This is a genomic window from Alicyclobacillus fastidiosus (assembly GCF_026651875.1).
Lineage (GTDB): Bacteria > Bacillota > Bacilli > Alicyclobacillales > Alicyclobacillaceae > Alicyclobacillus > Alicyclobacillus fastidiosus.
In genome coordinates this window covers 961,789-975,947 of record NZ_CP104067.1, presented here as the reverse complement: position 1 = coordinate 975,947, position 14,159 = coordinate 961,789, and the positions used below count along the sequence as shown (strand labels likewise).

The window sequence follows — 14,159 nt, the reverse complement described above, 5'->3', positions numbered from 1 at the left end:
TCCTATGCGGGCATTTGTTTCGATTCGACGCAATTATGTTCAAAAAAAAGAGTCCAATCAAACCCAAGATAATTAGCGATGCGCTTAGCTACCGCGACACTTGGAGTTCTATCTCCTGTTTCAATCAGAGAGTAATGGCCCCGATGAATGTTGCAATGAGCAGCTACGTCACACTGGGTTTTGTCTCCCCTATACTTAACCAACCATTCTCGTCGCATATATTCGCCTCCTTTCGGACTGTGTCGTTTTGAAGCACTTTCTGAATTGATTATATGCGTCGTTTAGACGCAAGTCAACAATCGTGTTTCTTATGGACGCAAATACGTTTGGCTTCAATGTGACGCATTATACTGGAGTTATACATTTGGAATGGTGGTTATAGCCATTGGACATTGCAAAACGACTCGCGAACCTCAGACGCAAGCACAGATACACGCAACAACAAATAGCAGACTATCTCGGCATTTCACGGGGCGCCTACGCAAATTATGAAATTGGTAATCGCGAGCCTGATGCGAGTACTTTGGCAAAGTTGGCTCAAATGCTCGAAGTGTCTACCGACTGGCTGCTGACAGGAAAAGAACCGACGTCCTCCCCTTCGGAAGAACAGGAATTCACAGAGTGGCTCAAGGAGAACATGGGTGATGATCTGTTTTTCTATGAGTTCAATAAGTCACCTGAAGAAATGAAGCAGGAAGCGATCGAGACGTTCCGTGCGATATGGGAAATCGAAAAGAAGAAGGCTGAGCGCCGAAAAGGAAAGGAGTAAGGCTGTGCGACCGTTAGAACAATTAAGACGCTTGCGACAGGAAATCAAAGAAGCCCAAGCAGTGATCGAAGCCACTTCCCCTGTAGTATCTTCCCCTTTTTTATCGGATAAAGTTCGGATGGAAGCCCAACGGTTTATTTCGGATCTTTCCGCTGAATACTATCTTGATTCCCATTTATGCTGCGAAAAACCTCAAATTTAATCATCTAGAACAAGGAAAATAATCCGTTTTATAGAATATCCTCCAATGAAGGGAGGTGTACATATGAGAACCGCGTCTATGGTACTCGGCATTATTGGTTCCGTGTTTGGCATCATTGCAGCAATCTTTGCAATGCTTGTAGGAGGAATCGGTCACGCGTTCCACGCTAGCAGTTCTGGAGAAATTACAGGACTCGGGTGGGGGGCATTGTTTCTGTCTGTTGTTGGCCTCGTGGGGTCTATCCTTGTACGTAACTTCGCGAAGGTTGCCGGCATTCTAATGCTCATCGGTGGAGTTGGCGGCATCATCTGTGTATCGTACTTCTTCATCCTTCCAGGAATCTTACTCATCATCCCAGGCGTCATGAGCATGTTCGTACGAAATAGGCCTCAACCATCAGCAACTCATTCTGCATAAGAGAGCCCCCGAAAGGGGGCGCCTTGTAATATCAAACATCGTTGATTTGGAAACCCCTAATTCTGAAGTAATCCAAACGTATGCTCCATATATAGAAAACAATAAAGGGTGAAGCAAAGCGCCCCACCCTAGTAACTTTAACTTAGGCTGAATGTTAGTTGGTGTGTATTTCCGCTAAAGTCTTGGAAATACCAAGTAAATTGGGTTGCGCCCGCTTTGAGCGGATCATACGTCAGTGTATCTTGCACCGTTTGTCCTGGATGCAGATCATTATAGGTCGGATTATATGGGGATTCTAAATCTGCATCGGAGTCCTGCTCCAATTTAACCGTTGCACCACCATCAGATAAACTGCTCGAGAACATATTGAAATACACATCCCCGTCTTCAGTCGGACCATTGTTTGAGAATGTTACATCGAATACTGTTGAAGAACTGGTTGCATCAATGTTGTTGACTGTAATCTGCATGCCATCGGACGCTTTGAATGTGTAGGGGAGACTTGACGTCTTAATTGCTCCAGTGCTCTGAACGGAACTAGAGCTCGTTACATTCAGGGTGCTTCCGCTCCACTTGTAGCCTAGGCCCGCTTTCTTCAATACAGACTCAATGGACGACAATGAAAGGTATGTAGTACTGCCAGATTTCAAATCCGTTCTGTTTGAGACCGTTTGACCATTGTACTGTACTTTATCGGTCCCTTGGATTGCCTTTACCGTCGTGGTGGCCGCCATTGTTACTCCAGCGGTCATAACGACACCTACGATAAAACTACCCACGCCAATCGCAATTTTTTTCATGTTCATCACCCTTGTATAGGAATTTACAATGCTTCCAAAGAGTATGTTCTGCGCCACAGGTCAGTCCCCTGTTTTCCACTCTCTATTTTCTCTCTTTTATTTATATTTCTTTAGTTTTAAAATGGGAACATATGTTCTATTTGGAGAATCAGTATGGAAATTGAGAAGCTAATTACAGCCTACTATCGGGCCTACAACGTACGATACCCACACGAAATCCAATTGGACCTATTCGCGGAACGACTGGGCATTACCGTCGTGCGAATGCCCAGGCCAGCGCTATGCGGCAGTAAAAGGATTGTCATCGACTGCCGTCAACCTCCCGAAAAACAGCGAGAGCAACTCGCACACGAACTAGGGCACCGCATTCTACATAGCGGTCGACAGCCGGATATGGATCCGTTGTTTCGGGGACTGCAGGAGGAACAAACCCGTCTATTCGCTATGTACGCCCTTGTTCCGACATTTATGCTGGCGCCTTTGGTTTCCGATACGCCACAGTACTACGAACATCAATGCGCCTACCTAGCGTCCATATTCTGCGTCACATACAAGTTCATGCGCCAGAGGCTTAATTTGTTTGAATCAACCAACTTGGTGAGGTGTCAATAAGATGCGCGGTCACGTCAGAAAACGGGGTAAGAAATGGGCTATTGTGCTGTATCTCGGTGTCGGAGATGACGGAAAGAAGAAATACAAGTAGTACAGCGGGTATAACACGAGGAAGGAAGCTGAGAAGGACCTTCCTCGTCGCCTACAGGAAGCTGGTGACTTGGGCGTATCACTTGCCCAAGACGAAACTGTGGCGACATTCATGGAGCGCTACCTTGAGCACAAAGCAACTATGATACGTCCAAACTCTTTGATTGCGTATCGGGAGTCCATACAGTCGTACATTGTTCCCCGACTAGGCAAAATCCCTCTAAGCAAGTTGACTCCCAGGCACGTTCAGGAGCTATACGCATTCATGCGTGCAAAACCGGTGAACAGTCGCACGATCAGGCATGCACACGCTGTGCTTCATAATGCTCTCGATTACGCAATTAAGTGGGGGGCCCTGACACGCAATGTAACGGACGCAGTGGACCCTCCACGTATAGAACGTCGAAAAGCAACCGTTTGGACCTTAGAACAGGCGCTAGGCTTCTTAGAAATCAATCGTGAGCATGACCCCTTGTGCTGGATCGGGTTCTACCTCGCTGTGATGACCGGAATGAGGCAAGGTGAAATATTCGGTCTTCGATGGAGTGACATCGACTTTGAACGTGGATATTTGCATGTTCAACAGACCGTTTCATGGTCAAGCGGACATCCCGTGTTTCAGGAGCCCAAAACCGACAGCAGTCGGCGTGCTATTGCTATCACCGAAGACGACATCAAGGTGTTGCAATCCCACCGTGTTGCCCAATCCGAACGACGCTTACGAGCAGGAAAAGCATATCATGATTTAGACCTCGTGATCTGCCTTGAAGACGGGAGTCCAATGGGTCAGAGACGATTTTCAAGAGCTTGGCATCGGGCTCTGGAACGCGCGGGCTATCCGAATATGCGCTTCCATGATCTACGACACACGCACGCCAGCTTATTGCTTGAGCGTGATGTACACCTCAAAATAGTGTCGGAGCGCCTTGGTCACTCGGCAATTAGTATTACCGCAGATCTATACACCCATGTACTACCGGGTATTCAAAAACGCGCTGCCGACACCCTAGGGGCTGCTATTCGGTCGATTCAAAAGCGCTAATCCAGTTGCAAATCTCCTGCAAATCCAATTGCAAATCCACGTCGTTTAGACGTATTATTCAAGATTTATTTTCAGCGTGGTAAAATGCAGTGGCAGCGCCAGTTTTGAATAGTCGGTTTAGTGCTCTTTTCCTTGATTACTTCGCCGCTTACTAATTCTACATTTGTAGACAGGTAGAATCGGAACCTCGTGGGTGGAAGGAGGTCGCATCCTTGGATTTGGGACAGAAACTGAGGTTTTTACGCGAACAAAAGGGATGGACGCTTGCTGAAGCCTCCGAACAGACCGGTATCTCGATAAGTCATCTCAGTGCCATAGAGAAAGGCACTCGTCCGAACCCGTCATATTTCCTCGTGGCGAAACTCGCAGAGGCGTACGGAGTCCCCTTGACGTATTTCCTCGAGTCGTTTGACGAGCAGTCCGGGGGTACACCGAGTGTCGCTTCCGAAACGCCGACCGCGTACCAGGAAATTGCCCGGCGACTCGCAGAGGAACACGCCCTGGACGACCCGTCCAAACTGCTTGAGCTGCTGGCGGAGTACCTGCGCGACCGCTCGACGAAGTACGACCACGACTAGTCATCTGCACGAAGGGCTCGACGCCCTCTCAAGCTCGGGATTTCGACCGGTATCCGCGCGGACTGGGGATGTAGAGCAAAACTCTGTCTCCTAGCGCGCAAAACGTATCGTGCCACAGCTTCTGAATGTGAACGGGTTGTGCACGAAGCCCCTCGTTCACGACCGTATAGCCACCTTCTGCGGTGTTGGTTAAATCGACCGTGGCGCTGAAGGGAAGAAAGTTGAGGTACCGGACAGAGGCGTCCGCGAGCCGAACGACGGTCCATTGTCCGTCGTGATCGACCTTGGTGAACAGCATCGGCGCAAACCAAGCCATCGCTCGCCCGACGGACGTCTGAGACAGGACGTAGTCCACCGCGGGGCCTGTAGCCGTCTCCACAGCTGCCTCCTCGACCATCCGCCCGTTCCACGTAAAGGAACCGAATCGAAAACGCACTCCCTCCTGCACGACGTACTTATAGCCATGCGGAATTGGAAACAGGGTCGGTACAACGCGCCATTTTACCTCGTGCGCGTCGCCAAGCCGCCCTATCCATCGCTTGACGCGTGCGCCCAGCATGAGCCGCAGGGCGACTCGCCACACTGTGAACGCAATCGCCAAAACATCCAGCCAATAGACGGTCGCCCGATAGGGACCACCGGATTGAATCACAGCAAAGCCGACGATAAACAGGATGACGTATATCGGTTCGATGACAAACAACGCGTCACCGCGGTAGCGCCGGTTCGTCAGCGGCCAGAAGGCGCGTGTTCCACATGTGGTTAACATGTCCAAAAATATGTGCGTCAAAGTGCCAGCGAATGCGAGCGACGCGTATAGCCAAAAGTGTCCAGGTATGAAAGCGTCGATGATCAGTCCAATCAACAGTGAGGCTGCAAACCAAAGCGGGAGACTGTGAGAAATTTGGCGATGTTGGTACAGGTATTTCACCGGCCCGCCAAAGACCTGCGCCAAGATGTCCAAATCGGGCCATTCTGCCCCGGCCACCGCCGCGATACACGCAGCGACAGCGAGGGAACCTTCATGTGGCGATCCGGTGGCGGCCGTATACGTCACAAAGACCCCGACTCCGAATGCAGCGTGCGTTACATTATCCATTCGTGTTCCCCTCCCTGCGTCTGGTGCGTGTCCCCAGTATGCCCGTAATTGACGAGAATTGTTGCATTCCGTAAGATGGCAAGCAGGACAACCTGCCCTAGGAGGATCGTCATGGCGAAAGAAAATAAAGCGTTTGTGAAAGAAATCACGCCGCAGAGCGAGGATTTTTCTCGTTGGTATCTCGACGTGATCCAAAAAGCGGATTTAATGGATTATTCCCCTGTGCGCGGATGTATCGTGTTTAAACCAGATTCGTACGAGATTTGGGAAACGTGTCAACGCGAACTGGACAAGGAATTTAAGCGCACCGGGCACCGCAATGCCTATTTCCCACTGTTCATTCCGGAGAGCTTCTTCCAAAAGGAAAAGGAGCACGTCGAGGGATTTAATCCAGAACTCCCGTGGGTGACCGAGGCCGGCGGCGACAAACTTGAAGAGCGCCTGGCGATTCGCCCCACGTCGGAGACGATGATTGGGCACATGTACGCTCAGTGGATCCAGTCATACAGAGATCTCCCCCTGCTGTTGAACCAGTGGGCGAACGTGGTTCGCTGGGAAAAGCGGACCATGCCGTTTTTGCGAACCAGCGAGTTTTTGTGGCAAGAGGGCCACACCGCGCACGCCACCGAGGACGAAGCGCGCGAAGAGACGATGCAGATGCTCGACATCTACACGAAGTTTGTCGAGGAATTCCTGGCGATTCCGGTGATCCGAGGCCAAAAGACCCCGAGCGAAAAGTTTGCCGGCGCGGTCGATACATACTCCATCGAGGCCATCATGAAAGACGGCAAGGCCCTTCAAGCGGGGACATCCCACTATTTAGGCCAAAACTTTGCCAAAGGATTTGAAATACAATATCTGGACAAAGACAATCAACTGAAGTTCGTGTACACGACGTCGTGGGGTGTCTCCACACGGATGTTGGGCGCGCTCATCATGGTCCACGGAGATGACCGAGGACTTGTGTTGCCGCCGAAAGTGGCACCCACACAAGTGGTGATCATTCCAATCGGTCCGCAAAAAGCTAGGGAGGCGGTTGTCACCGCGGCGACGGAGATTTACGAAAAACTGCGGTCCTCCGACATTCGCGTCCGGATGGACGCTCGCGACGACGTGAGCCCAGGTTGGAAGTTTAACGAATACGAGATGCGCGGTATTCCTGTCCGTCTAGAAATCGGCCCCCGTGACTTGGAAAACCAACAGGTCGTTCTCGTTCGCCGCGACACGGGTGAAAAGACGTTTGTTCCGCTCGACGAGTTGGACACGACACTTCCGAAACTGCTCGATGAGATTCAACATGCGATGTTCGAAGCTGCGAAATCCTTCCGAGCTGAGCATTCGTATGTCGCCAACACTCTCGAGGAACTGACGAACTACATCGACGAGAAGCGCGGATTTGTGTTGGCTGGTTGGTGCGGCGACGACGCCTGTGAACGAGCGGTCAAAGACGCATGCAGCGCGACCAGCCGAAACATCCCGTTTGACCCACCGGCCCGTCCCAGCCAGTGTGTAACCTGTGGGCAACCGGCAAAGCACGCAGTCTGGTTCGCCAAATCGTATTGATCACGCCCTGTGTATGGAATGAACAAAAGGTCCGCCGTTTCGCGTCAGCATGACGCGAAACAGACGGACCCTTTTTCAGTGTGGCCAACTCACATGCGGTGCTGGTGCTTCGCCTCGTCTTGAATCTCTTCACGAAACCCTTCAATCGCTTCCTCACGGCGCTCGTTTTTCGCGCGAATGTCGGCCACATCCCCCGCGTTCATCTCATCGCCGTGCGCCTTCAGAAAGTCGCTTGCTTCCCGCATGTTCTGCATCGTGTGATTGATTGCCTTTTGCAAATGCTCGACATTATCGCTTCGATTGTCTGGTTTCGCCACGAAAGAGCACCTCCGCATAGAGTAGTAACCACTCAAAGGGTGTGCAGGACAGCGAAAATTATCAATGCAAAGGCGTGGAAAACGCAACCTTTTCCGCCTAGCTCAGTTCGACACGGAAATCAGCATCGCAACATCGAAACGACAAAGAGGCGTCGACACATCGGTCAACACCCCTTTGTCTAGGCTTTAGATTCCATCGAAATCACTCGGAGTCTTTTCTGTCCCGCTTGACAAAGGCGCCCATCGCCGCTAAAAGCAAGCAAATGAAGCCAATGACGTACCCGAGAATGGAGACACCCGAGTCGATATGAAATACCGCGACGCTAAGAATTACCACGATCACGCCAAGACCGCCTAACGCAAACAGCCAGCCTCTGGCGCCCTCGGGATTTGGACCTCTTTTCATGCCGGTCATCCTCCTACATGGACAGTGTACATCATCCATGCAAGGGGGCCAAACGCGAGCCGGTCAGGCTCGACCCAGGGGGTTGGCGCCTATGACAAGGTCATTCGCTATAACAGCCCGTTCTGCTGCAACCAGGTCTTCGCCACGACGTCTGCGCTCTTGTGCTCGAGATCGACCTGTTCATTCAACTTTTGCATCTCTTCATCCGTGATCTTCCCAGAGAGCTTGTTCAACACCGTCTTCAACTCCGGATGCGCCTTTAAGACGCTGTCGCGAATGATCGGACACGCGTAGTATGGCGGGAATACGTGCTTGTCGTCCTTCAACAACACCAGGTGGTTCGCGGGGATATTGCCGTCCGTGGAAAACGCGTCGATCACGTCGACGTCGCCACTCACCAACGCCTTGTATTTCAACCCGATTTCCATCGACTTCACCGACTTGAATTGTGTCCCATACAGCTTGTTCATAGCTGGCAGTCCATCCGAGCGCGTAATGAAGTCCTGCTCCGTCCCGAGAACCAGAGACTTCGATTTGGCGGCCATTTGCGATATCGTTGTAACCCCCAGCTTTTTGGCTTCCGATTGCGTCATCGCCATGGCGTACGTGTTGTTGAACCCAATCGGGTTCAGCCACGTGATGTGGTACTTTTGTTCAAACTGTTGTTTCACCGTTTGATAGGCCTTGTTCGGGTCGGTCGTCACCGGGTCTTTCAAGATATTGACGAGGCCCGTCCCGGTGTACTCGACGTAGATGTCCACGTCGCCGTTTTTCTCGGCGTTCCACAGGACGTTGCTGTCGAGCCAGCGCTTTTTGACGACCTTCAAGTTGGTATCCTTTTGGATGAGGTCAGCCATCATGTCTGCCATGATATCCTGCTCGGTGAAGTTCTTGCCGCCGATGACCACCGTGTTGGACGACGCAGCACCAGCCGTGCCACAACCCGCTACCGGGGTGATCAGCGCCCCCACCGAGAGGGCCGTTACGGCTACCTTACCGGTTTTTTTAGTCCAAAACTTGCGCATGCCCTGCTTCCATGACATCCATGACATCCATGACATCCATGACATCCATGACACGAGTCCATTGCCCCCTTCTGTGCTCTATTTTTCTTACGAACGCAACCCACGCGGGGTCATGACTCTATCCAAGAAGTGCAACAACACGTCGAAGGCGATGGCTAAGAGCGCAGCAGGTATCGCCCCGACGAGAATGGTCGGCGTGTCGATCATGTCGATTCCGCGCATGATCAGGTCGCCGAGACCTCCCGCTCCGATGAACGTCGCAAGCGTAGCGACGCCGATGGTAAGCACAGTTGCCGTACGTACGCCAGCCATAATCACATTGCGCGACAACGGAAGTTCAACCTGCCAGAGAATTTGCGATCTCGTCATCCCCATTCCGCGCCCCGCCTCGATGAGCGCAGAATCCACCTCTGTGATGCCGGTATACGTGTTCCGGACAATCGGAAGCAGCGCATACAGTGTCAGGGTGATGACCGCGGGCACGGTACCGATGCCAAACAACGGGATCATGAACCCGAGAAGTGCCAAACTCGGGATGGTTTGAATCACAGAAACGACGATTAGAACGACTTGGGCGACCACCTTGTGCCGCGTGATATAGACGCCAAGCGGAATCGATATCACACTGGCTACGACAATCGCGATCACGCTGAGCAACACGTGCTGTCCGAGCGCCACCAGCAACGCCTGCCAGTTTTGCTCAAACGTTTGAATCAACAAGCCCACCAGCACTCACCTCCTCATCTGCGAACGCCGTCAGGACGTTGAGGACGCTCGCGCGCGTGATGACCCCTAGCAAGCGCTCATCTGCGTCGACGACAGGCAGGAATCCGCGCGCGTCTGATTGCAATAAACCGAGCACCTGATCCATTGGAGCAGAGGCGTTCACCGTCGGGCCGTCGTCGCGCATGACCGACGCCGCCGTGGCTTGTTCGTCGCGAAAATGGTCGTAAATCTGTTGCGGACTCACCACCCCTAAATAACGACCGCCCGCGTCCGTGACAATCAGTCCGTTTACGCGATGTCGCTTCATCAGCTGAACACAGTGCGCTAAGCCTCGAATCGGGGCAACGGTGACGGCTTCCGTCATGGCTTCCCGCGCTTCGCCAAACGCAGCGTTCTGAAAGAACCGTTTTTCGCCCACAAATTCGCGCACAAAATCGTTTTTCGGGTGTCGAAGGATTTGGTCTGGAATGCCGTGCTGCACGATAGTCCCATCTTTCATGAGCACAATCTGATCCGCAATCTTCAAAGCTTCATCCATGTCGTGCGTAACAAATACAATCGTCTTGTGTAAGGCGCCTTGGAGTTTGAGCAGTTCGTCTTGTAACTGTTCGCGGCTGATGGGGTCAAGCGCGCTAAACGGCTCATCCATCAGAATGATGTCTGGGTCCGCAGCAAGCGCGCGCGCCACACCGACACGCTGTTGTTGTCCACCACTCAACTCTTTCGGGTACCGCGTTCGAAAGACACTTGGATCCATCCCCACCATGTCGAGGAGTGACTCGGCGCGCCTGGCGTACTCGTGCTTCTTTATCCCCATAAGCTTTGGCACGAGGCCGATGTTCTCTTCGATGGTCATGTGTGGAAAGAGCCCGATTTGCTGAATGACATATCCGATTTTTCGACGCAGTTCGACAGGACTCAACCGGTTGGTGTTCTCCCCGCCGACATAGATCTCTCCCGCAGTTGGTTCGATGAGGCGGTTGATCATTTTGAGCGTCGTCGTCTTTCCGCATCCAGACGGGCCGATCAGCGTCACCAACTGCCCCTCGCCAATTCCGAGGTTTAGCCGCTTGACGACATGTGTCTCTCCGTACTGTTTCTCTACCTCAATAAATTCGATAGCCTTATTCATGGACACTCCTTTCCTCAAAACTCCTCTGGAATGCCAAAAGAGATAGGCAAACCAGATACAAGGCGCCGTGATAGACTTGCACTACATGGATGTTTTCGCTGGAAGATTTGTGCGATATCGTGCAGCAACCAATGCACAGTATTCGCCTACGAGGTTAGCTGACGGGTTCGGCAAAGATTTGCCTATAACCAACCGCTGGGAACGGTCAGTCAATTCACCCCGAAAAACTTGGTTCCCCCGCTTCCACAAATGTGGAATTCGGCCATTGTGTGACGCTTGGCGAAGAGGTGTACCGTAGTACGATTTGCATTATAGCACAGAAAATTCGAAACACAAAATGTGGGCGGAATGGTCTGTTTATCTAGGGAGGCTAGAAGTGGGACTGTTGGCTTTTCTGATGGTGGAACCCATGCTCCAAGAGCTCTGGGTAGAGAACCTTGTCGCCATTTGCGAAGCGGACAGCCAAACGCTGCAGAAAAAGCCACTCATCCAACGTGGCTGAGCCCGCAGGCATTCGCGTCAGTACGTCAGCGAGCGAGGTGACTGTCCACTCACAGCCGCCAGCGGATGACGGAGTCAGGCGAAACTGCCACCACGTTTCTCGATAGCGGAAATTGACCAGTCGCCAGGCGTCTTCGCGCCAATAGTACGACGTGACGAGCGAGGTTTGCGGGTGTTCGAAAACCAACTCGTGGATTCGCGAGCGAGCCTTGCTGGGTTCATTGACGATCAGCTGGTGCCAACTGTGCCGCGAACCTTGGCTCAAGTGAGGTTTGAAGTGATCAAACACGTGTAGAAGCGCGTTGCGAACGCCAGCGAGGGAAACCGGTTTCCGTTCGATGGCGAGGCAGCCGTTCAACCAGTCCTCGAGTGCTAACTCGTCTCCGAGTGCAGCGGCCAAGTCCTCTCTGCACGCAGCCTCGTCCTCGTATCCGCGCTCCAGCACAGGGTACCTGATGTCGCGCCACAGCGACTGGCATGCTTGATTCAAGATCTCGATCCGCTGATGCTCACTCACTTGGCGAACCACCTTTCCTGCGAAAGAGAGCGAAGGGCGCACTTCCACAGCGCGCCTCAACTTCCCTTATAAAGTCGGGTCGACGACCCATCTTCCCGAGCGACGAACCGGGGAAAATGCACGTTCTGCCTGATCTAGCGACAACGTCCCAGCTACCAGCGATAGCGGGTTTAAGCGCCCCTCTTCGACCCAGCCTACGAGCTGCTCCACGTCCTCGCGCAGCGACCCGTAACTCGCCACGAGGCGCACGCCGCGGCGAACGGTCTTGGCGATGGGGTAATGCGCCGTTTCCTCCGACATGCCGACGAGAGCGACACAACCGCCGGGACGCACGGTCTCCATGGCGAGAGCAATCGTCTCCTCGGTCGCCACGGTATCGACGACGACGTCGATGCCTGAGGCGCCTGACCAACGACGCAACTGGCGCGCGATGGTGCGCGCATCCGCCTCGGTTGTCACGACCGTCTCTGCGCCATACGCCTGTGCAGTCTCCACGCCCTCGGCCCGACGCGTCACCGCGCCGAGCCGCTCGACGCCAAAACCCTGCGCCAACATCAGCGCTGCAAGCCCCAATCCACCGGTACCGATGACGAGGACGGTCTGCCCGCGCCCTACCCCCGCCTCCAACATCGCGCGAAACGGGGTCGCAAACGCATCGACCAGGAGCGCAGCCGCAGCCGCCGACACGCTGGTCGGCCGCCGCACCAACTGCGCCGCAGGAATCGCGACTTGCTGTGCGAATCCCCCCTGCCGATGGTACCCAATACAAGTTTGGCGCACGCAGAGATTTGCCTGGTCGTGCAAGCACGGTGCACAGGTGCCGCACGCGACAAACGGATGGACGACCACTAGGTCATCTTGGCGCCAGCCGATGACATCGGCGCCCACCTCGATGATCTGACCCGCGATTTCGTGCCCCATGACAAGGGGAAAAGCAGTTCCCGGCGGTACCGATTCCCCAGCCACAACCTGCCGATCACTGCCGCACACGCCGCACGCTTCAACGCGAATCAGCACTTCGTCGGAGGCAATCGACGGTGCGGGGCCATCTGCGACCCGAAACCCATCACCAGGTGAATACTCCAGACGTAACATATCAGTCGTTCTTCTTCGCCTCGCGCTCACGGCGGCGGGCGTTGGTGAGAAGTGCCTCAGCGATGGTCATCTTCTGCATTTCTGCAGTGCCCTCTTCAAACCAGAGGGATCGAGCGTCGCGATACAACCGTTCGACAGGGCTTCCGACGCTGTAGCCAATGCCACCGAACAGAGACAGTGCCCCATCGGTCACCTCGCCTACCATGCGAATAGCATTTGCCTTGGCAATCGAGGCTTCGAGGGAGATATCCTCGCCGCGGTCATACTTCTGCGCGGCATCGAGGCAGAGCAGACGTGCGGCCTGGATGGCCACCTGCATCTCCGCAAGGCGCATCTGGATGGCTTGGCGGCTGGCAAGCGCCTTGCCAAACGTCACCCGCTTGCGCACGAACTGCAGCGTCACATCGAGCGCTTCCTGCGCGAGACCCACGGCACTGAGGGCGATACACGCGCGACTTTGGTCAAGAAAGCCGCGTACGGCGACGCCGAAACCTTCCCCGACAAGGCCTAGAATTTCATCCTCCGAGACCTCGCAGTTCTCAAACGTGATGACCGCGTGTGAGCAACCCTTGTCGCCCATCATGTGGGCCATTGGCTCCAACTTCATGCCTGCGCGCCCTTGCGGTACGAGAAACGCCGTCAAACCGCCGCGTCCAGCGCCGCCTTCCATCTTTGCGATCACAGCGAGCACGGCTGCCTCTTCTGCAAACGTGATCAGATGCTTGCGACCGTTGAGGATGTATTTGCCGTTCTCGTAGGTTGCGGTCGTGCGAAGGTCGATGCCCGTGCCATTGTCCGGCTCCGTCAGTGCAAACGCCACCAGCGCGCCTTCGTCCACGAGTTTCGACAGCCAGTGCGCCTGCTGCTCTTCCGTCCCCTGACCGACCGTGCGCCAAATGCTGTTGTACGCGTGAAAGACCATGCGAATCGAGCCGTGACAGTGTGCCATTTCCTCAAGAATTGGGAAATACAGCGTCAAAGGCAGTCCTTCGCCGCCAAATCGCTGCGGCTGAGTCAACTTGTGAAAGCCGAGCTCCCGCATGCGATTCCACAGCGCTTGCGGAATCGCTTCTGTGCGCTCGATCTCCTCGGCCCAGTCCTTGCCCTCTTCCTCGCGGAACTGAATGACGCGATTGCGAATCTCATTCGCTCGAGCGACCAGGGCTTTATCGAAATTAGCTTGATGAACTTGGATGGCGCCCTGCTCAGATGCGTTTAAGATGCTCATGCCTTTCCCTCCTACTCCATTCTCTCATTGCCCCGTCAGG

Annotated in this window: 18 protein-coding genes, 1 pseudogene and 1 riboswitch; of the genes and pseudogenes, 8 read left to right on the top strand and 11 right to left on the bottom strand. The window is 53.8% G+C overall.

Features of this window, described 5'->3' with window-relative positions:
- Window positions 1-2: 2 nt before the first annotated feature.
- The gene (locus tag NZD89_RS05035; protein WP_268006672.1) at window positions 3-218 is read right to left on the bottom strand and encodes a helix-turn-helix transcriptional regulator; all 216 of its coding nucleotides are present in this window, start codon (window positions 216-218) and stop codon (window positions 3-5) included.
- Between the two features lie 167 nt (window positions 219-385).
- Between NZD89_RS05035 and NZD89_RS05030 the strand changes: the two genes are divergently transcribed.
- The 3 genes from NZD89_RS05030 to NZD89_RS05020 all read left to right on the top strand — a co-directional run bounded on the left by NZD89_RS05030 (window position 386) and on the right by NZD89_RS05020 (window position 1,388).
- Window positions 386-769 carry a helix-turn-helix domain-containing protein gene (locus NZD89_RS05030; protein ID WP_268006671.1) on the top strand — a complete coding sequence of 128 codons (384 nt, stop codon included), beginning with the start codon at window positions 386-388 and terminating at the stop codon, window positions 767-769.
- Window positions 770-773: 4 nt separating this feature from the next.
- Window positions 774-971: a hypothetical protein gene (locus tag NZD89_RS05025; protein WP_268006670.1), complete on the top strand. Its 198-nt coding sequence runs from the start codon at window positions 774-776 to the stop codon at window positions 969-971.
- Window positions 972-1,034: 63 nt separating this feature from the next.
- Window positions 1,035-1,388 (top strand): DUF4064 domain-containing protein, encoded by a 354-nt coding sequence (locus NZD89_RS05020; RefSeq protein ID WP_268006669.1) that lies wholly within the window; start codon window positions 1,035-1,037, stop codon window positions 1,386-1,388.
- 137 nt (window positions 1,389-1,525) lie between these two features.
- On the opposite strand, the gene NZD89_RS05015 is transcribed toward NZD89_RS05020, so the two are convergent.
- Window positions 1,526-2,245, bottom strand: a complete 720-nt coding sequence (locus NZD89_RS05015) for a hypothetical protein (RefSeq protein WP_268006668.1) — start codon at window positions 2,243-2,245, stop codon at window positions 1,526-1,528.
- Between the two features lie 96 nt (window positions 2,246-2,341).
- On the opposite strand from NZD89_RS05015, the gene NZD89_RS05010 reads away from it, so the two are divergent.
- The 4 genes and pseudogenes from NZD89_RS05010 (at window position 2,342) to NZD89_RS05000 (ending at window position 4,510) form a co-directional block, all read left to right on the top strand.
- Entirely contained in the window at window positions 2,342-2,800 is a 459-nt protein-coding gene (locus NZD89_RS05010) for an ImmA/IrrE family metallo-endopeptidase (RefSeq protein WP_268006667.1), read from the top strand.
- A 190-nt stretch (window positions 2,801-2,990) separates the two neighbouring features.
- Window positions 2,991-3,140, top strand: a pseudogene (locus tag NZD89_RS30225) (N-terminal phage integrase SAM-like domain-containing protein); the annotation flags it as partial.
- A gap of 15 nt (window positions 3,141-3,155) precedes the next feature.
- Window positions 3,156-3,932 (top strand): site-specific integrase, encoded by a 777-nt coding sequence (locus tag NZD89_RS05005; RefSeq protein ID WP_499710030.1) that lies wholly within the window; start codon window positions 3,156-3,158, stop codon window positions 3,930-3,932.
- A gap of 212 nt (window positions 3,933-4,144) precedes the next feature.
- A complete protein-coding gene (locus NZD89_RS05000; protein WP_268006666.1) occupies window positions 4,145-4,510 on the top strand; it encodes a helix-turn-helix domain-containing protein in 366 nt (121 codons plus the stop codon).
- A gap of 28 nt (window positions 4,511-4,538) precedes the next feature.
- On the opposite strand, the gene NZD89_RS04995 is transcribed toward NZD89_RS05000, so the two are convergent.
- Window positions 4,539-5,609 (bottom strand): metal-dependent hydrolase, encoded by a 1,071-nt coding sequence (locus NZD89_RS04995; RefSeq protein ID WP_268006665.1) that lies wholly within the window; start codon window positions 5,607-5,609, stop codon window positions 4,539-4,541.
- Between the two features lie 111 nt (window positions 5,610-5,720).
- Here NZD89_RS04995 and proS point away from each other — a divergent pair, with 111 nt between their 5' ends.
- A complete protein-coding gene (proS, locus tag NZD89_RS04990; protein WP_268006664.1) occupies window positions 5,721-7,172 on the top strand; it encodes a proline--tRNA ligase in 1,452 nt (483 codons plus the stop codon).
- Window positions 7,173-7,261: 89 nt separating this feature from the next.
- On the opposite strand, the gene tlp is transcribed toward proS, so the two are convergent.
- The 8 genes from tlp to NZD89_RS04950 form a co-directional block, all read right to left on the bottom strand.
- Complete coding sequence (gene tlp / locus NZD89_RS04985; protein WP_268006663.1) at window positions 7,262-7,489, bottom strand: small acid-soluble spore protein Tlp; 228 nt, start codon at window positions 7,487-7,489, stop codon at window positions 7,262-7,264.
- A gap of 202 nt (window positions 7,490-7,691) precedes the next feature.
- The gene (locus NZD89_RS04980) at window positions 7,692-7,895 is read right to left on the bottom strand and encodes a hypothetical protein (RefSeq protein ID WP_268006662.1); all 204 of its coding nucleotides are present in this window, start codon (window positions 7,893-7,895) and stop codon (window positions 7,692-7,694) included.
- Between the two features lie 107 nt (window positions 7,896-8,002).
- Window positions 8,003-8,938 carry a glycine betaine ABC transporter substrate-binding protein gene (locus NZD89_RS04975; RefSeq protein ID WP_268006661.1) on the bottom strand — a complete coding sequence of 312 codons (936 nt, stop codon included), beginning with the start codon at window positions 8,936-8,938 and terminating at the stop codon, window positions 8,003-8,005.
- A gap of 69 nt (window positions 8,939-9,007) precedes the next feature.
- Window positions 9,008-9,646 (bottom strand): ABC transporter permease, encoded by a 639-nt coding sequence (locus NZD89_RS04970; RefSeq protein WP_284286166.1) that lies wholly within the window; start codon window positions 9,644-9,646, stop codon window positions 9,008-9,010.
- Window positions 9,621-10,778 (bottom strand): betaine/proline/choline family ABC transporter ATP-binding protein, encoded by a 1,158-nt coding sequence (locus NZD89_RS04965; RefSeq protein WP_268006660.1) that lies wholly within the window; start codon window positions 10,776-10,778, stop codon window positions 9,621-9,623. The genes NZD89_RS04970 and NZD89_RS04965 overlap by 26 nt, the downstream gene beginning before the upstream one ends.
- A 129-nt stretch (window positions 10,779-10,907) precedes the next feature.
- A riboswitch (cyclic di-AMP (ydaO/yuaA leader) is annotated at window positions 10,908-11,052 on the bottom strand.
- A gap of 96 nt (window positions 11,053-11,148) precedes the next feature.
- A complete protein-coding gene (locus NZD89_RS04960) occupies window positions 11,149-11,796 on the bottom strand; it encodes a hypothetical protein (RefSeq protein WP_268006659.1) in 648 nt (215 codons plus the stop codon).
- Between the two features lie 66 nt (window positions 11,797-11,862).
- On the bottom strand, window positions 11,863-12,891 hold the full coding sequence (locus NZD89_RS04955; protein WP_268006658.1) for a zinc-dependent alcohol dehydrogenase: 1,029 nt from the start codon (window positions 12,889-12,891) through the stop codon (window positions 11,863-11,865).
- A gap of 1 nt (window position 12,892) precedes the next feature.
- Window positions 12,893-14,119: an acyl-CoA dehydrogenase family protein gene (locus NZD89_RS04950; RefSeq protein WP_268006657.1), complete on the bottom strand. Its 1,227-nt coding sequence runs from the start codon at window positions 14,117-14,119 to the stop codon at window positions 12,893-12,895.
- Window positions 14,120-14,159 lie beyond the last annotated feature (40 nt).

Bases quoted from the DNA above. Each gene is read 5' to 3' on its own strand.
- NZD89_RS05035 (WP_268006672.1), bottom strand. From the start codon at position 218: ATGCGACGAGAATGGTTGGTTAAGTATAGGGGAGACAAAACCCAGTGT.
- NZD89_RS05020 (WP_268006669.1), top strand. From the start codon at position 1,035: ATGAGAACCGCGTCTATGGTACTCGGCATTATTGGTTCCGTGTTTGGC.
- NZD89_RS05010 (WP_268006667.1), top strand. From the start codon at position 2,342: ATGGAAATTGAGAAGCTAATTACAGCCTACTATCGGGCCTACAACGTA.
- NZD89_RS05005 (WP_499710030.1), top strand. From the start codon at position 3,156: ATGCGTGCAAAACCGGTGAACAGTCGCACGATCAGGCATGCACACGCT.
- NZD89_RS04995 (WP_268006665.1), bottom strand. From the start codon at position 5,609: ATGGATAATGTAACGCACGCTGCATTCGGAGTCGGGGTCTTTGTGACG.
- proS (WP_268006664.1), top strand. From the start codon at position 5,721: ATGGCGAAAGAAAATAAAGCGTTTGTGAAAGAAATCACGCCGCAGAGC.
- NZD89_RS04980 (WP_268006662.1), bottom strand. From the start codon at position 7,895: ATGAAAAGAGGTCCAAATCCCGAGGGCGCCAGAGGCTGGCTGTTTGCG.
- NZD89_RS04975 (WP_268006661.1), bottom strand. From the start codon at position 8,938: ATGTCATGGAAGCAGGGCATGCGCAAGTTTTGGACTAAAAAAACCGGT.
- NZD89_RS04965 (WP_268006660.1), bottom strand. From the start codon at position 10,778: ATGAATAAGGCTATCGAATTTATTGAGGTAGAGAAACAGTACGGAGAG.
- NZD89_RS04955 (WP_268006658.1), bottom strand. From the start codon at position 12,891: ATGTTACGTCTGGAGTATTCACCTGGTGATGGGTTTCGGGTCGCAGAT.
- NZD89_RS04950 (WP_268006657.1), bottom strand. From the start codon at position 14,119: ATGAGCATCTTAAACGCATCTGAGCAGGGCGCCATCCAAGTTCATCAA.